Source organism: Stutzerimonas kunmingensis, from assembly GCF_900114065.1.
GTDB classification, from domain to species: Bacteria; Pseudomonadota; Gammaproteobacteria; order Pseudomonadales; family Pseudomonadaceae; genus Stutzerimonas; species Stutzerimonas kunmingensis.
Window position 1 is genome coordinate 25,573 of the sequence record NZ_FORS01000015.1, and the last position, 22,244, is coordinate 47,816.

Consider the following 22,244-nt stretch of genomic DNA (forward strand, 5'->3'; position numbering starts at 1 on the left):
GGCAGAAGGCGACGAAACTCCCGACGAACGGAACGCCTCGCGAGTGCCCGCACCGGGTCGTCAGCGTTGCACTAACGCGCCGCGTCCAGCGCCCTGAGGAGCGCGGCATCGCGCTGGTAAATGTCCGGGCGATAGCGCAGCTGGCCGGTGTCGTCGACGGCCGCGGTCCAGTAGGCCATCAGGATCGGCGTGCGGCGCGCCAGGCGGTACTCGTGGGTCTTGCCGTTCTGCAGCAGTCTGGCGACGGTCTCGCGCTCGTCTTCGTCGAGTAGCAGGTCGACCAGCTGCAGCGCCCCTTCGACGCGCACGCAGCCGGAGCTGAGGGCACGCTCGCTGAGATCGAACAGCGGCTTGCTCGGCGTATCGTGCAGGTACACCGAGAACGGGTTGGCGAAGCGGATTGCCACCTGTCCGAGCGGATTGGCCGGACCTGCCTCCTGGCGCAGCATGATGTTGCGCGGTGCATGCCAGTCGATGCTGGCCGGGTCCAGGTCGTTGCCCTGGGCATCGAGCACGCGCATCCCGTGACGCGCGAGGTAGCCGGCGTCCTCGCGGATCAACGGCAGCTTGTCCTGCTGCAGGATGGTCGGAGGTACGGTCCAGGTGGGGTTAAGCGTGAGTCGGGTGATCTGCGATTTCAGCGGCGGCGTCTGCCGCGCCTGGCGGCCGACCTGGGTGCGTGTCTGCCAGAACGGGCAGCTGTCGCGGTAGTAGATCAGCCGTGCGCCGGCGATATCCACCAGCAGCGATTGCGGCTCAAGGTCACGGCTGATCCAGCGCAGGCGCTCCAGATTGAGACGCACCTGATCGAGACGGCTGGCCGGGCTGACGTTCAATGCAGCCAGAGTGCCGGCGCCGATCACGCCGTCGGCTTCCAGACCATGTCGCGTCTGAAAGCGGCGCACCGCCTCGACCAGCTCGTCGTCGTAGCGCGGCTCCAGCGCCGCCGTACTGGCGGCGCCGGCGAGCAGCATTTCGCGCAGCAGCGGCACACGTTCATCGCTCATTCCGGGTCGCAGCGTCGTGCCGTCCGGCAATGGCCGCCAGGCGGGCAGCGGCGCCAGGCGCAACCGCGCATAGGCGGCGCGCAAGTCGCGGTACAGCGCAAGGGCCGGGCGGGCGCGCTCGAAGGCCTGCGGCAGATCGGTAAGGCCCTGCACGGCGATCTGCAGCAATTGCTGGCTATCGTCGCGCTCCGTGGCGTCGGGGCTGCGCCAGATCGGCTCGACATCGGCCTGGCGCAGGCGACCACGGGCCAGATGGTGCAGCGCTTCCAGATAGGCGTGGCTGGTGAGAATGTCAGCGCATTCGCGATGCAGCGGCGCGGTCGACGACTGATAGAGCTGCTCGCGTATGCGCGCCGGCTGATATTGCGCCGGGTCCAGGCCGTCATCGGCCAGTTGCGCGAGCTGCTGCAGCAAGCCGTCGAGCGTCGCATAGGAATTCCACACCGGCTGGTGATGCACGGCTGCATAGAATGCCGACAGGCGCTGCAGCGCATCTGGTTCCAGCCTGTCCGGGATCGCCGTGCAGCGCTCTGGCAGGTTCGTCAGCGCGGTTTCGAGCGGCGTCGGCGGCGCGACGAGCGGCTCTGCCAAGGCCGCGAGCGGGGCGAGGCAGAGCCAGACGGCAAGACGAAATGCACATTTTTTGAACAATTTATCGCTCCAGGCCATTCCCGTGACTGCTAGACTGCGCGCCTGTAGGGCCGCCGTTCCGGTGTCTGCCGGCATTCTTTCGGGCCCATAAAAACATATCCTGCCGGGCATTGGGCGCACGTTCGTCCCGCTCGGCTTCGTTGCGCTGCTGCTGTGTTCGGCAGCGAGTATGCGGCGCCGGCCAGACAGGAAGTCGTCAGGCCGGGCCCGACGAGGTTGCTTGCTCGATGATGTCCATGCTTCGACGTGCCTGCCTGGCGGCGGGACTTTTCGTTCTCGCTTCGCCTGTCTGGGCGGCCGGTGCAACCTATCAGCCGATGGCCGACAGCCTGGCTCGATTGGCACCCACGCTCGATCGCGAGGTTCTGACCCACGCCGTCGCGGCCATGCAATGCGCCGTCAACAATGGTGCGAGCGCTGCCCAGCGTCTGGCGGTGATTGATTTCTCGCTGCCCTCCAGCAAGCGACGGCTGTGGATCTTCGATCTGGAAAAGGAAGAGTTGCTGCTCGAGGACCTGGTCGCCCATGGCCAGAAGTCCGGCGACAACCACGCCACGCAATTCTCCAATACGGTTGGCAGTCACCAGTCCAGCATCGGTCTGTTCCGCACCGCCGAAAGCTACAGCGGCAAGCATGGCTACTCGCTGCGCATGGACGGACTGGAGCCGGGAATCAATGACCGCGCCCGCGAGCGCGCCATCGTCATCCACCCGGCGGCTTACGTGAATCCTTCCTGGATCGCCACCCAGGGCCGCATCGGCCGCAGCCAGGGCTGCCCGGCGGTACGGCCTGAGGTGGCGCGGATGGTGGTCGATAGCCTCAAGGGCGGCCAGTTCATGTTCTCCTGGTACCCCGACCAGCAATGGCTGCAATCCTCGGCGTATCTCAACTGCAAGCCCAACCAGGTGGCGACCATTCTCGCTGCACGTTCTGGCGGCTGATGCAGCATTCGAATCGTCGCAAGGGTCGGCGTCATCGGCGCGACTGCGGGCGCTGATGCAGGTGCGGTCCGAGCTGGCGTAGGGTGGATCACGCTTCACCGATCCACCGGACGGAGTTGTGGTGGATGTAAAAAGCGACATCCACCCTGCAAACGCCTCGAGCCTCCGGCTATTTCTGCTCGCTCTGCGGCGTCACCCGCAGCACTTCTTCCACGGTGGTGAGGCCGGCGGCGATCTTCTGGGCGCCTGAGAGGCGCAGGCTGCGCATGCCATCCTTGAAGGCCTGGCGGCGCAGGGCGACGATGTCGGTGTCGGCGGTGATCAGCGGCTTGATCGCGTCGTTCAGCAGCATGATCTCGTAGACCCCGGCGCGACCGCGGAAACCGGTGTCGCGGCATTCCAGGCAGCCTACCGCCCGTTGCGCGGTGGTCGGCAGCGGGGCGTTCCAGGGTTTGGTCAATGCGCTCCAGTCGTCTGCATCCAGCTGCATCGGCGCCTTGCAGTGCGGGCACAGCGTGCGCACCAGGCGCTGGGCCATGACGCCGAGCAGTGTGGCCTTAAGCAGGTAGTGCGGCACGCCCAGTTCCAGCAGGCGGGTGATCGCGCTGGGGGCATCGTTGGTGTGTAGGGTGGAGAGCACCAGGTGGCCGGTCAGTGCGGCCTGGATGGCCATCTCGGCGGTTTCCAGATCGCGGATCTCGCCGACCATGATGATGTCCGGGTCCTGACGCATCAGTGCGCGCACGCCGCTGGCGAAGGTCAGGTCGATGTTGTGCTGCACCTGCATCTGGTTGAAGGCGCCCTCGATCATCTCGATCGGGTCCTCAATGGTGCAGACGTTCACCTCCGGCGTCGCCAGCTGCTTGAGCGTGGTGTACAGCGTGGTGGTCTTGCCCGAGCCGGTCGGCCCGGTGACGAGGATGATGCCGTTGGGCTGGCTCGTCATGCTCTGCCAGCGGCGCAGGTCGTCGGCGGAAAAGCCCAGCTGGTCGAAGCCCTTGAGCAGCACTTCGGGGTCGAAGATACGCATCACCATCTTCTCGCCGAATGCCGTTGGCAGCGTCGACAGGCGCAGCTCGACTTCGCCGCCTTCCGGCGTCTTGGTCTTGACCCGGCCATCCTGCGGTTTGCGCTTCTCGGCGACGTTCATCCGGCCGAGAGACTTTAGTCGGCTGACCACCGCCATCGTCACCTGCGGCGGAAACTGGTAGACGTTGTGCAGCACGCCGTCGATGCGAAAGCGTACCGAGCCCTGCTCGCGACGCGGCTCGATGTGGATGTCGCTGGCGCGCTGCTGAAAGGCGTACTGGAACAGCCAGTCGACGATGTTGACGATGTGCGAGTCGTTGGCGTCCGGTTCCTGATCACTGGCGCCGAGGTTGAGCAGCTGCTCGAAATTGCCGACGCCGCTGATTTTCTGATCGGTGCCGCTGGCGCCGCTGACCGACTTCGCCAGGCGGTAGAACTCGACGGTGAAGCGCTGAATGTCGCTCGGGTTGGCCACCACGCGCTTGATCGGGCGTTTGAGCACGTGGGTCAGGTTGGCTTCCCAGCCCTGCACGAAGGGCTGGCTGCTTGCGATGGTGACGGCGCTGCTGTCCACCGCCACTGCGAGGATGCTGTGGCGCTGGGCGAAGGCGTAGGACATCAGTGGGGTGACGGCGGCGACGTCGATCTTCAGCGGGTCGATGCGCAGATACGGCTGACCGGCGCGTTCCGCCAGCCAGACGGTCAGTGTTTCCAGATCGAGCTTCTTGCCCGGCCGCTGCAGATCATCAAGCTGCTGCGCGGCGAGGAATTCCAGCGGATGTTGCTGGTTGGCCACCGCGCTGCGGCGGACCGTCAGGCATTGTTCGGCGCTGTCCTGCGCGACCCGCCCCTGGGCGACCAGCTCGCGCAACAGATCGGCGAGATCGAGAGGGCGGTCCTGGGAGGGCGAGTTCAGCACGGACATGGGATTCCTTCGACGCAACGGCGGGAAAAGCCAAGCTTGCCGCTAAAGCCCCGGCGTTGTCTGCCGCCGGGGTTCAACTTTGAGCAACTTGCGCCGTCTGGGACGCTATTTCTCCAGCTGCTTCCAGGCCTTGAGCGTCCAGACCAGGTGCGCCTGCTCGACGCGCATTTCCAGCGCTTGCTCGTCGATGGGCTGGCGGGCCAGTTCATGCAGCTTGGCCAGCTCGCCGTACAGTCGATCGACTTCCGGCAACTCCAGCACGCTGCGGGCCAGATGCAGCCAGACCAGCAGGCGCTCCATGCGCGGGCTCTGTTCGGCGAGGTCTTCGGGTTGTTGCTGGTAGCGCGGCAGTTGCAGGGCCTTGGCTTCTTCCGCCAGCAGATGCAGCAGCCACTTGCCCAGCTCGGCAGCGCCCTGGCGATCGCCGCGCGCACTGCGGCCTTCGGTCCAGCTGCGCTGCAGCAGCCAGAGCGAGGCTTTCAGCGACAGCAGGCCCCAGCGGGTCTGGCCCAGTTCCTCGGCGAACTGCACTGGTGCGGCCTTGCGCACGCCTTCATCGTCCTGGCCGGCTTCGACCCGTGGGCGCCAGTCCTGGATCAGCGCGTCGAGCAGTTCACGCAGCTCACGACTGCTGGCGCGCGGGGCGGCCTGGCCGAGGCTGCCGAGCAGGGCGCGCAGCTCGATCAGCTGCTGCAGCCAGTCACTCAGCAGTTTCCAGCGGCCATTGAAGCGGTACTGCTCAGCCAGACGCTGGCTGTTGCCCAGCAGCTGCCAGCCGAGGGCTACCACCGCGTCGTCCAGCGGCATCGTAGCGTCGAGTGCCGGCGCCGGCAGCTGCAGGTTGTAGCCATCGGCGTCATGCAGGCGATAGCCGCGCTCGGCCTTGCTGATGTCGCAGGGCATCAGCGGCAGGTCGGCGGCCAGCTCGGCCGCCAATTCCAGCAGCGCTTCCGGATCGCCCTGGCGCAGCTCGAGCTCCAGCTCGCAGATTTCCTCGGACTGCTTGCCGGCCTTGACCTGGCCCAGATCCAGCGCCGCCTCGATCACCACCTTGGTCTTGCCGCGGCCCCAGGCAATTTCGGCTTTCTCGCGCACGAAGTCGGTGGTGAAGATCGGCTTGAGGCTTTTCTTGTCCAGCTCGGCGAGGCTGGCCGGCCAGCAGTCGTCGTCAAGCTTCTTGGTGTCGAGCTTGGCCTTGTCCAGATACCAGTCCCACTCGTTGCGCTCGGAAAGCCCGGCGACGCTCTGGCCGCGGCTTTTCAGGGTCTGGATGAATTGCTCGCCGTCGCGGCGCAGGCGCAGCGCGACGCGGGCCTGGGCGAGGGCGCGCTCGGCGGTGTCGTAATACTGGTTGAACAGCTCATGGCGCGACCAGCCACTCTTGTTGCGCTTCTTCAGCAGCGGATGATCGCGCAGGGCGAGCAGGGTTTCGCGGCTGGCGCGTAGCTTGATTTCGGTTTCTTTCTGCATGGTGCCGACTGGGTGCCTATGATGTGTGGATGTTGCAGCCTGATGACGCACGGTAGCAGGCGTGATGGCCTGTCCGTATACTTGCCGCCTCTTTCAAGCCGGGGCTTTACCCTATGCCAGTCAATCCTTTCGTCAGCTTGTTCGGACGTTCGCCAATCGGCCCGATGCAGCAGCATATGGCCAAGTCGCATGAGTGTGCAGCGAACCTGGTACCGCTGTTCCAGGCGGTCATGGCCGAAGACTGGGAGAAGGTCGAGCAGATCCAGCAGCAGATGGCGCAGCTGGAAAACGAGGCCGACAAGCTGAAGAAGAGCGTTCGCCAGCACCTGCCCAAGAGCCTGTTCTTGCCGGTGCCGCGTTCCGATCTGCTTGATCTGCTGAGTGTACAGGACAAGATCGCCAACCGCGCCAAGGACATCGCCGGCCTGATGCTGGGTCGCTGCATGACCATCCCGCAGGCACTGCAGCCGCAGATGTTGGCTTACGTGCAACGCACCGTCGATGCCAGCGCCCAGGCGCTGAAAGCGCTGAAGGAACTGGATTCGCTGCTGGAAACCGGCTTCAGCGGCCGCGAAGCCACTCTCGTCGAGAAGATGGTCGAAGAGCTCGAGGAAATCGAGCGGGAAACCGACCGCATGCAGATCACGGTTCGCCGTGCGCTGTTCCACCTGGAAAAGGATTTGCCAGCAGTCGACGTGATCTTTCTCTACAAGATCATCGAATGGATCGGTGATGTAGCCGACCGCGCAGAGCGCGTCGGCAACCGTCTGGAACAACTGCTGGCGCGCTGAGGCGCCGGCATCCTTTCTGGGTTCAACAGGTAATTCCTTATGTCTCTTATTGCGGATTACGGCTTCGTACTCCTGATCCTTGCCTGCGCATTCGGTTTCTTCATGGCCTGGGGCGTGGGCGCCAACGACGTGGCCAATGCCATGGGTACTTCGGTCGGTTCTCGGGCGCTGACCATCAAGCAGGCCATCATCGTGGCCATGATCTTCGAGTTCTGCGGCGCCTATCTGGCCGGCGGCGAAGTCACCGAGACGATCAAGAACGGCATCGTCGACGCGGAGGTTATTTCTCCTGACCTGATGGTGCTGGGGATGATGTCGGCGCTATTGGCCGCCGGCACCTGGCTGCTGATCGCCACCATGAAAGGCTGGCCGGTTTCCACCACGCATTCGATTATCGGCGCGGTGATTGGCTTCGCCGCGGTGGGTGTGTCTACCGATGCGGTGCACTGGGACGCCATCGGCCCGATCGTCGCCAGCTGGGTGGTCACGCCGATGCTGTCCGGCATCGTCGCCTTCGGCCTGTTCATGAGCGTGCAGAAGCTGATCATCAATACCGATCATCCGTTCGAGAACGCCAAGCGCTTCGTGCCGCTGTACATGTTCCTGACCGGTTTCATGGTCGCGCTGATGACGGTCACCAAGGGCCTCAAGCATGTCGGTCTGACCCTCAGCAGCGGCCAGGGCATCCTGCTGGCCTTCGGCATCGGCCTGCTGGTGATGCTCGCAGGTATCGCGCTGCTTTCGCGGATCAAGGTCGACGTCGAAGCCGACAAGACCTTCCACTTCGCCAGCGTGGAGAAGGTGTTCGCCGTGCTGATGATCTTCACCGCCTGCTCGATGGCCTTCGCCCATGGCGCCAACGATGTCGCCAACGCGGTTGGTCCGCTGGCCGCCATCGTCGGTGTGATCGAGTCCGGCGGCGCCGCCGACATCGCGGCCAAGTCCGCCGTGCCGGGCTGGGTGTTGCTGCTCGGTGCGATAGGTATCGTCATCGGTCTGGCCACCTACGGCTACAAGGTGATCGCCACCATCGGCAAGGAAATCACCGAGCTGACGCCAAGCCGCGGTTTTGCCGCCGAACTGGCTACCGCGACAACCGTGGTCGGCGCATCGGCCATCGGCCTGCCGGTCTCCACGACTCACACGCTGGTCGGAGCGGTTCTCGGGATCGGTATCGCGCGCGGTATCGGTGCGCTGAACCTGGGTGTCGTGGGCTCGATCTTCATGTCCTGGTTGATCACCCTGCCGGCCGGTGCATTCCTGGCGATCGTCTTCTTCACCGTGCTCAAATTCATCTTCACGTAACTCCGGCCGATGCCGTCTGCGCCCCGCTTCGGCGGGGCGTTTTCGTTTGTGGGTCCCGCCGTGGCGCGTTTCATGCTTCACTGCAGGCTCGTTCCGATTGCATCACGGAGGTAGCCGGTGCCCATTCCATCATTCAAGGAGCAGTTCGCTGCGCTCCTCGCGGCACCCTCGGTCAGTTGTACGCAGCCGGGCTGGGATCAGAGCAATCGTCCTGTGATCGAGTTGCTCGCGGCCTGGCTCGGTGAGCTGGGCTTCACCTGCGAAACGCCGGAAGTCGCGCCGGGGAAATTCAACCTGCTCGCCAGCTATGGCAGTGGTCCCGGCGGGCTGGTGCTGGCCGGGCACAGCGATACCGTGCCGTTCGATGCCGCGCTGTGGCAGTCCGATCCACTGAAGCTGCGTGAGGCCGATGACCGCTGGTACGGCCTCGGCAGCTGCGACATGAAAGGCTTCTTCGCGCTGATCATCGAGGCGGTTCGGCCGCTGCTGGAGCAGCCGTTCCGCCGCCCATTGCTGATTCTCGCCACCTGCGATGAAGAGAGTTCGATGTCTGGCGCCCGTGCCCTGGCCGAAGCCGGCCGGCCGCTCGGGCGCGCCGCGGTGATCGGCGAGCCCACCGGCCTGCGCCCGGTACGCCTGCATAAGGGCATCATGATGGAGCGCATCGACATCCTCGGGCAGAGCGGGCATTCGTCGAACCCGGCCTATGGTCATAGCGCCCTGGAAGCCATGCACGGCGTGATTGGCGAGATGATGACGCTGCGCCGCCAGTGGCAGGGCGAATACGACAACCCGCTGTTCGACGTGCCCAAGCCGACGCTCAACTTCGGCTGCATCCATGGCGGCGACAACCCCAACCGCATCTGCGGGCAATGTTCGCTGGAGTTCGATCTGCGCCCGCTGCCGGGCATGGACCCGCAGCAGCTGCGAACGATTATCCGCCGGCGCCTGCAGCCGCTGGCCGAGCAGCACCAGGTGAAAATCGACCTGGCGCCGCTGTTCCCCGCGGTGCCAGCCTTCGAGCAGGCGGCGGAAAGCGAGCTGGTACGGCTGGCCGAGCGCCTCACCGGCCACCAAGCTGAGGCGGTGGCGTTTGCCACCGAAGCGCCTTATCTTCAGCAGCTCGGCTGCGAAACGCTTGTGCTGGGGCCCGGCGACATCGCTTGCGCGCACCAGCCCGACGAATACCTGCAGCTCGATCGTATCGAACCGACCGTGCAGCTGCTGCGGCGGATGATCGAGCACTACTGCCTGCAGCCGCAGACCGCCGCGAACTGACTCCAATACAGACGAATAGAACCCGCCACGAAGGCTTTTACATGCACGACTACGTCACCTGGCTTCGCGACTCCTCGCCCTATATCAACTCGCACCGTGACCGCACCTTCGTCGTCATGCTGCCGGGCGACGGCCTGGAGCACGCCAACTTCGCCAACATCGTCCACGACCTGGTGCTGCTGCACAGCCTCGGCGTACGCCTGGTGCTGGTATTCGGCTCGCGTCCGCAGATCGAGGCGCGCCTGGCCGCGCGAGGCATCGAGCCACGCTTCCACCGCGATCTGCGCGTCACCGATGCGCCGACCATGGAGTGCGTGATCGACGCGGTTGGCCAGTTGCGCATCGCCCTCGAGGCACGCCTGTCGATGGATATGGCGGCGTCGCCGATGCAGGGCGCGCGACTGCGTGTGGCCGGTGGCAACTTCGTCACCGCGCGGCCGATCGGCGTGCTCGATGGCGTCGATCTGCATCACACCGGCGAAGTACGCCGTATCGATCGCAAGGGCATCGGCCGGCTGCTGGACGAACGCACCATCGTGTTGCTGTCGCCGCTGGGTTATTCGCCGACTGGCGAGATCTTCAACCTGGCCTGCGAAGATGTCGCCACGCGCGCGGCCATCGATCTGCAGGCCGACAAGCTGGTGCTCTACGGCGCCGAGCCGGGCTTGCTCGACGAAAGCGGCAAGCTGGTGCGCGAGCTGCGTCCGCAGCAGATTCCGGCCTATGTCGAACGCCTCGGCAGCCAGTACCAGGCCGAGCTGCTCGACGCCGCCGCGCAGGCCTGCCGCGGCGGCGTGCGGCGCAGTCATGTGGTCAGCTACGTCGACGACGGTGCGCTGCTCAACGAGCTGTTCACCCGCGATGGCGGCGGCACGCTGGTAACCCAGGAGCAGTTCGAGCAGCTGCGCGAGGCAACCATCGAGGATGTGGGCGGGCTGATCGATCTGATCACGCCGCTGGAGGAGCAGGGCATTCTGGTACGGCGCTCGCGCGAAGTGCTGGAGCGGGAGGTCGAGCAGTTCAGCATCGTCGAGCGCGACGGCCTGATCATCGCCTGCGCCGCGCTCTACCCGATTGCCGATTCGGATGCCGGCGAGCTGGCCTGTCTGGCGGTCAACCCGGAATACCGCCACGGCGGTCGCGGCGATGAGCTGCTCGAACGCATTGAGGAGCGTGCCCGGGCGCTGGGGCTGAAGAAGCTGATCGTGCTCACCACACGCACCGCGCACTGGTTCCAAGAGCGCGGCTTCGAGCCGATCAGCGTCGACCGTCTACCGGCCGCGCGGGCTTCGTTGTACAACTTCCAGCGTAATTCGAAGATCTTCGAGAAACCGCTCTGAAGTGTGCCGGCGGGCGTTGCGCCCGCCGTTTGCTTAGAGACTAAGACCGCGCTGGTACTCGACGACGAAGCTGTCGAAATCCAGCTCGTCCGTCGCTTCCATCTCAGCCTGGCGCTCCAGCGACTGATGCGCGGCGGATTCGAACTGATCCAGCTCGCTTGCACTCGGTGCCTGGCTGCGGAAGTAGTCGGCGTGGGCCAGGGTCTGGCGCATGGCGAACTGGCTGAAGCTCTCACCGCTGCGGCGCAGCTCGTCAAGTACGCGGGCGGACGGCGTCAGGCTGCTGTCGGCGACCTTGGCGCGCTGCTCGGCGAGCGCCTCGGCGTGCCGGGAGTCAGCATGGCTGCGGTCGAGGAGGGCGGCAACCTGGCCGATCTCGTCGAGCAACTGGTTGGCCCAGTCACTGAGCATGACGTTCTCGCCACAACGCTGCAGCTCGAGTCCCGGACGCCGGCCTTCCTTGACCACCCTGAGGAAGTTGTCAGTGGCCGCGCTGCATTCGCCGTCGGCCAGGCAGGGGCTGTCGTCCAGCGCACAGAACAGCAGGAAGGCGTCGAGGAAGCGCGCTTCGTTGAGGTCGATCCCCAGCGGCAGGAAGGGGTTGATGTCCAGGCAGCGCACTTCGATGTACTGGATGCCGCGCGCGCGCAGCGCCTGCAACGGTCGTTCGCCGGTGGCGGTGACGCGCTTCGGGCGAATGTTCGAGTAGTACTCGTTCTCGATCTGCAGCACGTTGGTGTTGAGCTGCTGCCAGTTGCCGGCTGCATCCTTGATGCCCATCGCCTCATAGGGGGAATACGGCGTGGAGACGGCACGGAACAGGCTCTCGGTGTAGCTCGCCAGGTCGTCGTAGCAGGGCGTCAACCCGGCCTGGGCATTGTTCTGGTAGCCCAGATCGCTCATGCGCAGGCTGGTGGCGTACGGCAGGTACAGGGTGTCAGCGTCGAGCGTCTCGAGCTGATGCTGACGTCCGCGCAGGAAGCCGGCGTCCAGCGCCGGCGAGGCACCGAACAGGTACATCAGCAGCCAGCTGTAGCGACGGAAGTTGCGGATCACGCCGATGTAGCGCGTCGAGCGGTAGTCCTGGGCCGAGTGGGTATCGCCATCATCGGCCTGCAGTACCGGCCACAGCGCCTCGGGCAGCGAGAAGTTGTAGTGGATGCCGGCGATGCACTGCATGGTCTTGCCGTAGCGCAGGGCCAGGCCCTGGCGATAGACGTGCTTGAGCCGGCCGATGTTGGAGCTGCCGTATTCGGCGATCGGGATGTCCGCTTCGCTCGGCAGCGGGCAGGGCATCGACGGACTCCAGAGGTACTCATCGCCCAGCTTGGCGTAGGTGAAGCGGTGGATCGCTTCGAGCTCGGCCAGAGTGTTCTGCGGGTCGCTGTCGGTGCCGGTGATGAACTCCAGCAGCGCCTCGGAATAATCCGTGGTGATCTGCGGGTGAGTCAACGCCGAACCCAATGCAACGGGGTGCGGGGTCATCGCCAGCAGACCGCGAGCGTCGACGCGCAGGCATTCGCGTTCGATCCCGTGCAGGCATTGACTGAGCAGCGGCAGGTGGGACGGCTCGGCCAGCAATGCCAGGCGGTGGGTGAGAAGAGCGCTCAACTTGTGGATTCCTTCACGCGACAGTCGGCCCAATATGGGGATGGAAACGCCGCTTCACAAGAGGCAGTGTTGCTTCGATCGCTGTCGACGCATGCCGACTCCGCTAGCGGCCAGTGGCACAGGCCACTAGAGGCAGGCGAAGGTCGCCTGGGCCTTGGCGATCAGCTTGTCGCCCTGATGAACCTCGGCTTCCAGCACCTGGGTGCGCCGGCCGCCGTGCACCACCCAGGCGCGGCAACGCAGCTCGCCGTCGCTCACCGGGCGGATGTAGTTGACCTTGCATTCGAGCGTCACGCTGTTCGGCGAGCCATCGCCGAGGCTGTGGCTGGCCTGACCCATGGCGGTGTCGATCAGCGAGAACAGCGCGCCGCCGTGCAGCTTGCCGTGCAGGTTGCGCAGGCCGTCGTGCATGCTCAGGCCGAGCACCGCCTCGCCGTTGCCGACCTGGTGAATCTCCAGGCCGAGCAGGCGGCCGAAGGCGCTGGAGCTGCCCACCGCCTCGACTTGAATGCTCATGCCTACTTCCTCAGCTGCTTGGCGTTGGCGAACAGCGCGGCCATGGCGGCATTGGCCGGTGCCGGCTTTTCTTCCTTGGCATGGCGCTCGCTGCGCGGCGCGTTGCCGCGTGGCTTGCCGGCGCCGCCACGCGGGCCGTCGGTCTTGGCGCCGGGCGTATCGCTCATGCGCATGGACAGGCCGACGCGCTGGCGCGGGATGTCCACTTCCATGACCTTGACCTTGACGATGTCACCGGCCTTGACCACTTCGTACGGGTCCTTGACGAACTTCTCCGACAGCGCGCTGATGTGCACTAGGCCGTCCTGATGCACGCCGATGTCGACGAAGGCGCCGAAGTTGGTCACGTTGGTCACCACACCCTCGAGCACCATGCCCGGCTCCAGGTCGCTGAGCTTCTCGACGCCTTCCTGGAACTCGGCGGTCTTGAACTCCGGGCGCGGATCGCGTCCGGGCTTGTCCAGTTCGCTGAGGATGTCGGTGACAGTCGGCAAGCCAAAGGTCTCGTCGGTGAACTGCTTGGGGTCCAGGCGCTTGAGAAACGCCGAGTCGCCGATCAGGGAGCGGATGTCGCGGTCGGTATCGGCGGCGATGCGTTTGACCAGCGGATAGGTTTCCGGGTGCACGGCGGAGGCGTCCAGCGGGTTGTCGCCGTTCATCACGCGGAGGAAGCCGGCGGCCTGTTCGAAGGTCTTGTCGCCCAGGCGCGGCACCTTCTTCAGCTCGCTGCGGGACTTGAACGCACCATTGGCATCGCGGAACTGCACGATGTTCTGTGCCAGCGTCGAGTTGAGGCCGGAGATGCGCGCCAGCAGGGCGGCGGAGGCGGTATTCACGTCGACGCCGACGGCGTTCACGCAGTCCTCGACCACCGCGTCCAGCGAACGCGCCAGCTTGAGCTGGGACACGTCGTGCTGGTACTGACCGACGCCGATGGACTTCGGGTCGATCTTCACCAGTTCGGCCAGCGGGTCCTGCAGGCGGCGGGCGATGGACACGGCGCCGCGCAGGGAAACGTCCAGATCGGGGAATTCCTTGGCCGCCAGTTCCGAGGCCGAATACACCGAGGCGCCGGCTTCGCTGACCATGATCTTGGTGAGCTTGAGACCGGGCACTTTCTTGATCAGCTCGCCGGCCAGCTTGTCCGATTCGCGGCTGGCGGTGCCGTTGCCGATGGCGATCAGGTCGACGGCGTGCTTGGCGCACAGCTTGGCGAGAATCGCCAGGGTGCCGTCCCAGTCGTTGCGCGGTGCGTGCGGGTAGACGGTGGCGGTTTCCAGCAGCTTGCCGGTGGCGTCTACCACCGCGACCTTGCAACCGGTGCGCAGGCCCGGGTCCAGCGCCAGGGTCGCGCGCGGGCCAGCCGGGGCGGCGAGCAGCAGGTCGTGCAGGTTGCGGGCGAACACCGAGATGGCTTCGTCCTCGGCCTTGTCGCGCAGCTCGCCGAGCAGGTCGGTTTCCAGATGGGTATAGAGCTTGACCTTCCAGGTCCAGCGCACCACTTCGCCCAGCCACTTGTCGGCGGCACGGCCGCGGTTGGCGATGCCGAAGCGCTCGCCGATCATGCCTTCGCCGGGGTGCATGCTGCCCGGTGTCTCATCGCCGACCTTGAGGCTGACGCTGAGGATGCCTTCGTTGCGCCCGCGGAAGATCGCCAGCGCGCGGTGCGAAGGGGTGTTCTTCAGCACTTCGTCATGCTCGAAGTAGTCGCTGAACTTGGCGCCTTCGCTTTCCTTGCCCGGCACTACACGGGCGCTGAGGGTGGCGTTGTGCTTGAGAAACTCGCGCAGCTTGGCCAGCAGGTCGGCGTCCTCGGCGAAGCGCTCCATGAGGATGTACTTGGCGCCTTCGAGCACGGCCTTCACATCGGCGAAGCCCTTCTCGGCGTCGATGAAGCGCTCGGCTTCCTGCTCTGGCGCAAGGTCCGGGTTGCCGAACAGCGCATCGGCCAACTCGCCGAGACCGGCTTCCAGGGCGATCTGACCCTTGGTGCGGCGCTTCTGCTTATAGGGCAGGTAGAGGTCTTCGAGGCGGGTCTTGGTGTCGGCGAGGTCGATCTCGCGCTTGAGCTCGGGGGTCAGCTTGCCCTGTTCCTCGATGCTGGCGAGGATCGAGACGCGGCGCTCGTCCAGCTCGCGCAGGTAGCGCAGACGTTCTTCCAGGTTGCGCAGCTGGGTATCGTCGAGGCTGCCGGTGACTTCCTTGCGGTAACGGGCGATGAAGGGAACGGTGGAGCCTTCGTCGAGCAGCGCCACGGCGGCGGCGACCTGTTGCGGGCGCACGCCCAGCTCGTTGGCGATACGGGAATTGATGCTGTCCATGTGGTGTCCTGCGGGCGGAATGACGGCCGGCCGGCCAGAAAAGCGGGCAAGTATAACTGCCGAGGGCCTGATTCGGTCGCTCAAGAGAGGTATCCTTCGGACTCGCCCCGCCAGCCGTCGCGCCAGTGGGTGTGGCGCTTGTGTTTTACCGGTCCTGCCGCCACCATCCAGCTTTAAAGTGGCACTGAGCCATTAGTGGCGGCTTAACACCATCCCGCCCGCCGTCAAGAGTTGTAGTCATGTTTGGCCAGACGCGGCTTGCCCCCTTTCGCTACGTCATCGCTTTGCTCGGCGCGCTGGGTCTGGCTCAACTCGTCTGGGCCGTGGCGGACGACTGGGATTTCCCGCGCATTCTGGATCTGGCTGAGAAACGCTATGGCTCGCTGGGCGAAGGACGCGAGCGCATGCTGGCGTGGCAGCAGCTGTTGGGCGAGCAGGGATCGGCAGCCGAGCACGACAAGCTGCGTGCGGTGAACAACTTCTTCAATCACCAGCTGCGCTTTGAGGATGACGTCAGGCTCTGGCGACAGACCGATTATTGGGCCACCCCGGTCGAAGCCTTGCGCGTCGGCGGTGGCGACTGTGAAGACTTTGCGATCGCCAAGTACGTGACCCTGCGCCGTCTCGGTGTTTCGGCCGACAAGCTGCGTATCACCTACGTCAAGGCCGTCCGGCTCAATCAGGCGCATATGGTCCTGACCTATTACGAGCAGCCGGGTGCGGTGCCCCTGGTTCTGGACAATCTGGTCGGCGGCATACTGCCGGCGACGCAGCGCAACGATCTGGTTCCCGTTTATGCGTTCAACGGCGAAGGGCTGTGGCTGCCAGGGCGAAGTGGCGACAAGCAGGTCAGTGACAGCAAGAAGCTGTCGCGCTGGCAGGATTTGCTGAAAAAGATGCAAGCGGAAGGTTTTCCGGCCGGGTCCGGATCGTAGGAGTTTCACATGTCTTTGTTCAAACAGCTGTTGCTGGCGATCTGTCTGTTTCTGCTCGCCGCCTTCACCGGTAGCTTCGTGGTCAGTCTGGAAAGTTCGCGTGATCAATACGCCAACCAGCTGCGCTCCCATGCGCAGGATGCGGCCACGGCGCTGGGTCTGTCGCTGACCGCCAATATCGACGACCCGGCCATGGTCGAGCTGGTGGTCAGCTCGCTGTTCGATAGTGGTTATTACCAGTCGATCCGTGTGATCGAGCTGGAAACCGGCCAGCCGATGCTCGAGCGGCAGGCTGAGCCGGACGCCGGCAGTGCGCCGCAATGGTTCGTCAGTCTGATCGATCTGCAGCCGGAGGGCGGAGAGGCGATCGTCAGCCGGGGCTGGCAGCAGGCCGCTCGTGTAGAGGTGGTCAGCCATCCGATGTTCGCCGTTTCGCGCCTGTGGCAGAGCACCCTCGGCATGTTCGGCTGGCTGGTGCTCTGCGGCGTGGTCAGCGCATTGCTAGGTGCGGCGCTATTACGGCGTCAGCTGCGCCCGCTCGACGATATGGTCGAGCAGTCCCAGGCCATTACACGCCGTGAGTTCCTCAGCGTACCGCAGCTGCCGGAAACCCCGGAGCTGCGGCGCGTGGTGCTGGCCATGAACCTCATGGTAGAGAAGCTCAAGGCGCTGTTCGATGAAGAGGCGCGGCGCAGCGAGCGCCTGCGTGACGAGGCCTATCATGACGGCCTGACCGGCTTGAGCAATCGCCGGCATTTCGACATGCAGCTGCAGGCTCGCCTGAGCGGAGAGGACCTGGCCGGTAGCGGCTATATGTTCCTGCTGCGTATCAATGACCTCACTGGACTCAATCAGCGTCTCGGCGGTGCACGCACGGATGAGCTGCTGCGCACGGTGGCAGCGCAGCTGCGCCAGATCACTGGCGATCGCTTCCTGATCGGGCGCACGCGCGGTGGCGAGTTTGCATTGCTCGCGGTAGGGCTTGATCGGCTCGAAGCGGTACGCCTGGCCGAACAGATCGAGCATGCATTGGCGTCACTGCAGCAAACCGGACTCGCCGATGTGCTGCCGGTGGCCCATATCGGCCTGACGGCATTCTCGCAAGAGCATAGTGTCCCGGCGCTCTATGCCGCTCTCGATCAGGCACTGGCGCAGGCTGCGAGCCAGCCGCGCCAGGCCTGGGCCTGCTATGAACCTGGCGTTCAGGTGCCGGTCGCCGAACAGCACCAGGACTGGTACCGGTTGCTCGATGGTGCTCTGGAGAACGGCTTGCTCCAGTTGTATTTCCAGCCTGTGATGAGCGCCCTCGAACCGCAGCGGCTCATTCACAGCAAGGTACTGGCCCGGCTGGTGGACCAGCAGGGTGATGTGGTTCCGGCGGCACGCTTCCTCCCCTGGCTGGAGCGCTTCGGTTGGACGGCACGGCTCGATCTGGCGATGCTGCGTCAGACGTTGGAGACGCTCGAAGTTCACCACTCGCCGTTGGCGATCAGCCTCTGTGGCAGCACGCTGGCAGATCCGGTCTCGCGCGAGGACGTGTTCGAATTGCTGGCGCGCCATGGCGACGTGGCCGGCCTGCTGACGATCGAACTGGACGAAGCCCAGTTACCGGACCAGGCAAGCCTCGAACAGCTGGCCCGCCGCCTGCGCCAGCTAGGATTCGGATTGGGCATTCAGCACTTCGGTGGACGTTTCAGCATGATCGGCAACCTGGCCCGCCTGGGGCTGGGCTATCTGAAGGTCGATGGCAGCTACCTGCGCGGCGTCGATACCGAAGAGGACAAGCATCTGTTCATCCAGGCCATGCAGCGTGCCGCGCACAGCATCGATCTGCCGTTGATCGCCGAGCAGGTGGAGACAGAAGGGGCGTGGATGACCCTCCGAGCGCTGGGCTTCGAAGGTGGCCAGGGCCGGCTGCTAGGCAATCCGGCGCCGTTGCAGGACAGCACTAGCCGATCAGATCACGCCGGTGTCGTCATCGTCGACCAGTAAGCGAGTCGAGCCGAGCGCATTGCGCGCCCGGCTCCGCCCTGCCAGCTTGGCCTGAGCCGAATCCGGAAGGTCGGTGATCCGCAGCACGCCCTTGTCGATCAAGGCGTGGATCAAGTCCTCCAGTACCCGCACCATCTCCAGGTCGCTCTGGCGCAAGTGGGCAAGGCTGTCCTGAGCGGCGAGCCAGGCGCGCACTTCGCTGTCGTCGTCAGGCAGTTCGCCGGTCATGTCGTCGAAGGGCGTTGGCTCGACCTTGAGTAGACGCCCGTTGGCATCGCGCTTGATGTACTGCATGGGTTTATTCCCCAAAAAAGAAAGGCCGCCCCGCCAGCGGGACGGCCATCAGCTTACCTCTATTGTTCAGACAATCTGGTCGGGCTTGGCCACAAGAGCATCGAACAGGTCTAGGTCTGAAGGCATGGTCGCGTTTTCAAGCTTGATCGTCATGTCGGGCTGCGTGCCAGCGATGTTTAAGTTTCCGCTTAGGCTGACCTGCAGAGTCGACGTCGACGTATCGAATCGGAGGTACTCCGACAGGTTTCCTTCGCTTGCGTCAGGCAATAGATCTGCCAGGGAGAGGCGATCACCCTCGTTATAGTTGAAATCCTTGATGACATCGTTGCCGACATCGCCCGAACTCCAAACGAAGGTATCCGCGCCAGTACCTCCATAGAGGATGTCGTCACCTGCACCGCCGACCAATATGTCATTACCGCCCTGGCCATAGAGAATGTCATTGCCAGCCCCGCCGTTGAGGATGTCGCTACCCCCGCGAGCGTCTTCGGGGACGTTGAATTGCTCATGGTGGGCTCTGATGTAGCCGTAGAGATCTGCGTCGGTAGGCGCGAAACCGTTTTTCATCTCGAGGAACTTCTCAAGCGCCGCAACCCCCGAACCTTTGGGCAGGTTGTCCGGCCTGACTAGATTATTCTCGGCCCATAGCAGCTCATCGGTATTGATTACATCGCCAAAGATGATGTCGTCGCCTGCGCCGCCATTAATCTTGTCGTTGCCTACCCCTACCGGGTCAATCGACTTCGATCCGCCCTGCAACGCCGCCTCGAGTTGCGATGCGTTATTCACGATGTCCACCGCTCCCACTGGGCCGGTGACGACGTTGGGAGCGGTCATCGTGATGTTGTCGATGCGTGCCTCTGCAGTGCCCCCCAATGAGCCATCGTCCACGCTGAATACAATTCGGTACTCTCCGGCTTGAGTGATCGCGTCAGTCGAAATAGTCGTGCTGGAAGTGCTCGTACGTGATTGCGTTTGCACGGTCTCCCATTCGTTACCAACCTTCCGCTGCAAGCTCCAGGTGAATGTGTCGTTACCCCAGTTGGACCAGTTGCTGGTTGCCAAGTCGAAGCTAAAAGCGGTCCCGGTCTTGCTGGCGCTTACCGTTGGGCTGATAGCGACTGTCGCGCTGTCGCCATACGTATCGCGAATCCGCAAATAACCATCATCCGTGACGGTAATAGAGTTCTTGCTATTGGAGTTGCCGGAAGTGCCTTGTTTTGTCCAATTGCTGTCACTGTCCCAGCTCGAGTTGCCACTGAAGTTGGCGAGCGTAGTACTACTTCCAATATTGACTGCCCCTTTTTCGGTGACTTCGGTGTTATCGAAAAAGCGCAGGTAATTCTCGTTAACGCCACTGCCAATCCCGATCGCCATCACGGTGCTGGCTTGACTCAGTGGTTGGAAGCTGGCGACCGAGTCCTGTAGTACCTCAGCACTAGTCGAGTTACCGGTTCCGCCCAAGGTCGTTCCCGAGGTGTAGTGGTAAGTTGGGTCGCCATCAGTCAGGAAGTAAGTAACATTCTTGAATCCCTGAGAGGATCCCCATCCGCTGCTGGTTTGGCTGTTGAACCAAGACACTGCCTGGTCGAATGCGGCTTCGTAGTTGGTTCCACCGTTGGCAACGAGCTTATCAATCGCGTCGGTGAGCTGCTTGACGTTGTTGGCGTTCAGGTTCTGGATATTGGCTGTCATGCTGCCGTGATCCGAGAACGCCACGAGCTGAACATTCACCACGCCATCATGTCCGGCAAGCTTGTTCGCGAAGTTGGTCAATGCCGCTTTGGTCAGCGCCATGCGGGTTAATCCTGGCGTACCGGAGGCATTGCCCATGCTGCCGGAGACATCCACGAGTAGAGAGACGTTGTAATTGGTCGCTGGCTGTATGGTGGTCAGTGTCCCGCCTGTGTCCCCCAGCAGCACGTCGTTGCCATCACCGCCAATAATGTTGTTATCGCCATTATTGTTTGTACCGTCGCCTATCTGAATGATATTGGCAGCGTGCACCGTCACCGGCAGCGTTATTGCCGTGCTGCCTTTGTCTCCGTTACTCGTTTCGGTGGCGGTTGCGCTGACGGTGAGCTCGAACTTGCCCGAGTAGCCCGTCGGTGGGGTGACGGTTAATTTCCCGAGGTTCCACTGGTTGATATCAACCTTGTTGGTGTCGGCGCTCGCAGTGAACGTATGCGTGCCATCGCTCAAGCGCATGCCAACCGGAATATTCGAAACTTCGAGCGACAGGGTTTCCGAGCCGTCGCGGTCGACCAGGTCGGCAGACAGGCGGGACAGCGGAATGGTGCTTCCCTGAGCGCCCTCGTTGTAACCATACGATTGGTAATAGGCATTGCCGGAAATGTCATAGGTTAGATCCGACAGGCGAACCCCATCGCCTAGTACGTCGCTTGGGCTCTTGTAGAGACCGATATTGGCAGTCGCTAGATTCGTTACAGGTCCACCATTCACCTGGACGTTGACATCCAGATTACCCGCGCCGTCCTGGTTGTGCTGGTAGATGGCAAGCGTGTAATAGCCGGAGCTGGAAGGGATGAACGTTCCGCTGAAGTTGCCTTTGGTCCCGCCAGAGCCTCCCCATGTGGCGCTGGCCACATGGCTGCCGCCCACGACCACTGCGACGCTGTCATCGCCTACGCCGCTGAAGGTGTAGGTTTTTCCAGCTTCCAGGTAGATCAGGCCAGAGAGTTTGTTCGCGACCCCCGCAGTTACGCTGCTCAGGTGGGCGTCGGATAGTGTCGATGAGCTAGAGGGTGATCCTGCTGCGTCGATAGCTGCCTTCAGCGTTGAGGGATTAGCACCACTGCCGGTTCCGCTCAGGCCAGAAAGCTGGTTCCAGGATTGCAGTAACAGTCCGGTTGGCTGAGGCGTATCGACTGCAGCCTGCGTGGCCAGCGTTGGGGTATCGGCAACGGCTTCCACCACGACGGTCATACTGCCCCTGCTGGCGAGTGCACCATCGGAAACATCGAAACTGAACTGGGCATTGCCGCTCCAGTTCGCGGACGGTGTGAAGGTCCAGGTGCCGTCGGAGTTAGCGACTAGCGTCCCGTTGCCTGATTCGAGCTTGAGGGCAGCCGCTGACAGGCTGTCCCCATCCTTGTCCGTCGCGCCTGCAAGCAGGTCCGTAGACTTGATGATTAGACTGCCGTCTTCTTTGATTGACAGGGTAACTGGCTGGACGCCCGGCGCGTTGTCATTAAGGTTTAACTCACGCAACGTGACTGTCGTGGATGAGGCATTTCCGGCAGCGTCCAAAACATCGACTGCATACGTGTGGGTGTTGTTGCCTTGTTCAAAGTCATTCGCGTCTGACTGGGCACCTGCGGTAGTCAGAGTGATATGACCTCGATTATCGATGCGGAAGAAGCCATCGGCGCTGACGCTTGTGCCTGTGGCACTGAAGCGGAATGCAGTGACACCAGTCGTATCGGTTGCATCGACGGTTCCGATAAGCGCATCGGCCGGGCGGTTCTCGTCATAAGTGAAGCTTTGGTCGGCGTCGACGGTCGGCGCCTTGGTGTCGACGGTGACCGCATCGCGACCGGCCGAGCCTGCGTTGTCGGCGAGGTCGGTGTAGGACTTGTCGGCCACGCTGACGGCGACCTCGCCCTCGACGTCGCCATTGACGGTCAGGTCGGCCGTCCAGGTAACGCCGCCATCGGTGCTGGTCAGGTTGCTGATGCTGCCATTGGTGACGGTGACGTCACTGGCGGTGAAGCCCTTGACGGCTTCGCTGAAGGCAAAGGAGACGGTGCCATCGTTGTTGATGGTGACGTCGACGGTCGGCGCCTTGGTGTCGACGGTGACCGCATCGCGACCGGCC

15 protein-coding genes are annotated in these 22,244 nt (G+C 63.7%); 7 read left to right on the top strand and 8 right to left on the bottom strand.

All coding sequences use genetic code 11. From position 1 onward, the window contains the following. Positions 1 to 71: 71 nt before the first annotated feature. The gene (locus tag BM275_RS20865) at positions 72 to 1,658 is read right to left on the bottom strand and encodes a L,D-transpeptidase family protein (RefSeq protein WP_473828332.1); all 1,587 of its coding nucleotides are present in this window, start codon (positions 1,656 to 1,658) and stop codon (positions 72 to 74) included. A 227-nt stretch (positions 1,659 to 1,885) separates the two neighbouring features. Here BM275_RS20865 and BM275_RS20870 point away from each other — a divergent pair, with 227 nt between their 5' ends. Next, positions 1,886 to 2,599 (top strand): murein L,D-transpeptidase catalytic domain family protein, encoded by a 714-nt coding sequence (locus BM275_RS20870; protein ID WP_090523337.1) that lies wholly within the window; start codon positions 1,886 to 1,888, stop codon positions 2,597 to 2,599. 169 nt (positions 2,600 to 2,768) lie between these two features. Here the strand turns inward: BM275_RS20870 and tfpB are convergent, their stop codons facing one another. Both tfpB and BM275_RS20880 read right to left on the bottom strand, forming a co-directional pair. After that, on the bottom strand, positions 2,769 to 4,553 hold the full coding sequence (tfpB, locus tag BM275_RS20875; protein WP_090523339.1) for a type IV pilus assembly ATPase TfpB: 1,785 nt from the start codon (positions 4,551 to 4,553) through the stop codon (positions 2,769 to 2,771). A 105-nt stretch (positions 4,554 to 4,658) separates the two neighbouring features. Further along, positions 4,659 to 6,023, bottom strand: coding sequence for a CYTH domain-containing protein (locus BM275_RS20880; RefSeq protein WP_090523341.1), 1,365 nt, complete (start codon positions 6,021 to 6,023; stop codon positions 4,659 to 4,661). A gap of 113 nt (positions 6,024 to 6,136) precedes the next feature. Here BM275_RS20880 and BM275_RS20885 point away from each other — a divergent pair, with 113 nt between their 5' ends. From BM275_RS20885 to argA, 4 genes are all read left to right on the top strand, one after another. Beyond that, positions 6,137 to 6,814, top strand: coding sequence for a TIGR00153 family protein (locus BM275_RS20885; protein ID WP_014821982.1), 678 nt, complete (start codon positions 6,137 to 6,139; stop codon positions 6,812 to 6,814). A gap of 39 nt (positions 6,815 to 6,853) precedes the next feature. Further along, on the top strand, positions 6,854 to 8,119 hold the full coding sequence (locus BM275_RS20890) for an inorganic phosphate transporter (protein ID WP_090523345.1): 1,266 nt from the start codon (positions 6,854 to 6,856) through the stop codon (positions 8,117 to 8,119). Positions 8,120 to 8,236: 117 nt separating this feature from the next. Then, the gene (gene argE, locus BM275_RS20895) at positions 8,237 to 9,397 is read left to right on the top strand and encodes an acetylornithine deacetylase (RefSeq protein ID WP_090523347.1); all 1,161 of its coding nucleotides are present in this window, start codon (positions 8,237 to 8,239) and stop codon (positions 9,395 to 9,397) included. Between the two features lie 41 nt (positions 9,398 to 9,438). Continuing rightward, a complete protein-coding gene (gene argA / locus BM275_RS20900; protein ID WP_090523350.1) occupies positions 9,439 to 10,737 on the top strand; it encodes an amino-acid N-acetyltransferase in 1,299 nt (432 codons plus the stop codon). 33 nt (positions 10,738 to 10,770) lie between these two features. On the opposite strand, the gene gshA is transcribed toward argA, so the two are convergent. The 3 genes from gshA to BM275_RS20915 form a co-directional block, all read right to left on the bottom strand. Continuing rightward, the gene (gene gshA / locus BM275_RS20905) at positions 10,771 to 12,348 is read right to left on the bottom strand and encodes a glutamate--cysteine ligase (protein WP_090523353.1); all 1,578 of its coding nucleotides are present in this window, start codon (positions 12,346 to 12,348) and stop codon (positions 10,771 to 10,773) included. Between the two features lie 126 nt (positions 12,349 to 12,474). Then, positions 12,475 to 12,864 carry a PaaI family thioesterase gene (locus BM275_RS20910; RefSeq protein ID WP_015278648.1) on the bottom strand — a complete coding sequence of 130 codons (390 nt, stop codon included), beginning with the start codon at positions 12,862 to 12,864 and terminating at the stop codon, positions 12,475 to 12,477. Positions 12,865 to 12,866: 2 nt separating this feature from the next. Continuing rightward, positions 12,867 to 15,185: a Tex family protein gene (locus tag BM275_RS20915; protein ID WP_090523355.1), complete on the bottom strand. Its 2,319-nt coding sequence runs from the start codon at positions 15,183 to 15,185 to the stop codon at positions 12,867 to 12,869. 239 nt (positions 15,186 to 15,424) lie between these two features. Here BM275_RS20915 and lapG point away from each other — a divergent pair, with 239 nt between their 5' ends. Next, the gene (lapG, locus tag BM275_RS20920) at positions 15,425 to 16,120 is read left to right on the top strand and encodes a cysteine protease LapG (protein ID WP_041015319.1); all 696 of its coding nucleotides are present in this window, start codon (positions 15,425 to 15,427) and stop codon (positions 16,118 to 16,120) included. Between the two features lie 9 nt (positions 16,121 to 16,129). Continuing rightward, positions 16,130 to 18,112 carry an EAL domain-containing protein gene (locus tag BM275_RS20925; RefSeq protein WP_090523358.1) on the top strand — a complete coding sequence of 661 codons (1,983 nt, stop codon included), beginning with the start codon at positions 16,130 to 16,132 and terminating at the stop codon, positions 18,110 to 18,112. Here BM275_RS20925 and BM275_RS20930 read toward each other — a convergent pair. Both BM275_RS20930 and BM275_RS20935 read right to left on the bottom strand, forming a co-directional pair. Then, positions 18,077 to 18,406, bottom strand: coding sequence for a hypothetical protein (locus tag BM275_RS20930; protein ID WP_041015318.1), 330 nt, complete (start codon positions 18,404 to 18,406; stop codon positions 18,077 to 18,079). The two genes, BM275_RS20925 and BM275_RS20930, sit on opposite strands and share 36 nt — an antisense overlap. Positions 18,407 to 18,472: 66 nt before the next feature. Beyond that, positions 18,473 to 22,244, bottom strand: a 3,772-nt coding sequence (locus tag BM275_RS20935) for a cadherin-like domain-containing protein (protein WP_139229598.1), incomplete at its 5' end; no start/stop codon positions are given.

Excerpts from the sequence above, each read along its gene's own strand:
- BM275_RS20870 (WP_090523337.1), top strand. The coding sequence starts at position 1,886 with ATGATGTCCATGCTTCGACGTGCCTGCCTGGCGGCGGGACTTTTCGTT.
- tfpB (WP_090523339.1), bottom strand. The coding sequence starts at position 4,553 with ATGTCCGTGCTGAACTCGCCCTCCCAGGACCGCCCTCTCGATCTCGCC.
- BM275_RS20880 (WP_090523341.1), bottom strand. The coding sequence starts at position 6,023 with ATGCAGAAAGAAACCGAAATCAAGCTACGCGCCAGCCGCGAAACCCTG.
- BM275_RS20885 (WP_014821982.1), top strand. The coding sequence starts at position 6,137 with ATGCCAGTCAATCCTTTCGTCAGCTTGTTCGGACGTTCGCCAATCGGC.
- BM275_RS20890 (WP_090523345.1), top strand. The coding sequence starts at position 6,854 with ATGTCTCTTATTGCGGATTACGGCTTCGTACTCCTGATCCTTGCCTGC.
- argA (WP_090523350.1), top strand. The coding sequence starts at position 9,439 with ATGCACGACTACGTCACCTGGCTTCGCGACTCCTCGCCCTATATCAAC.
- BM275_RS20910 (WP_015278648.1), bottom strand. The coding sequence starts at position 12,864 with ATGAGCATTCAAGTCGAGGCGGTGGGCAGCTCCAGCGCCTTCGGCCGC.
- BM275_RS20915 (WP_090523355.1), bottom strand. The coding sequence starts at position 15,185 with ATGGACAGCATCAATTCCCGTATCGCCAACGAGCTGGGCGTGCGCCCG.
- lapG (WP_041015319.1), top strand. The coding sequence starts at position 15,425 with ATGTTTGGCCAGACGCGGCTTGCCCCCTTTCGCTACGTCATCGCTTTG.
- BM275_RS20925 (WP_090523358.1), top strand. The coding sequence starts at position 16,130 with ATGTCTTTGTTCAAACAGCTGTTGCTGGCGATCTGTCTGTTTCTGCTC.
- BM275_RS20930 (WP_041015318.1), bottom strand. The coding sequence starts at position 18,406 with ATGCAGTACATCAAGCGCGATGCCAACGGGCGTCTACTCAAGGTCGAG.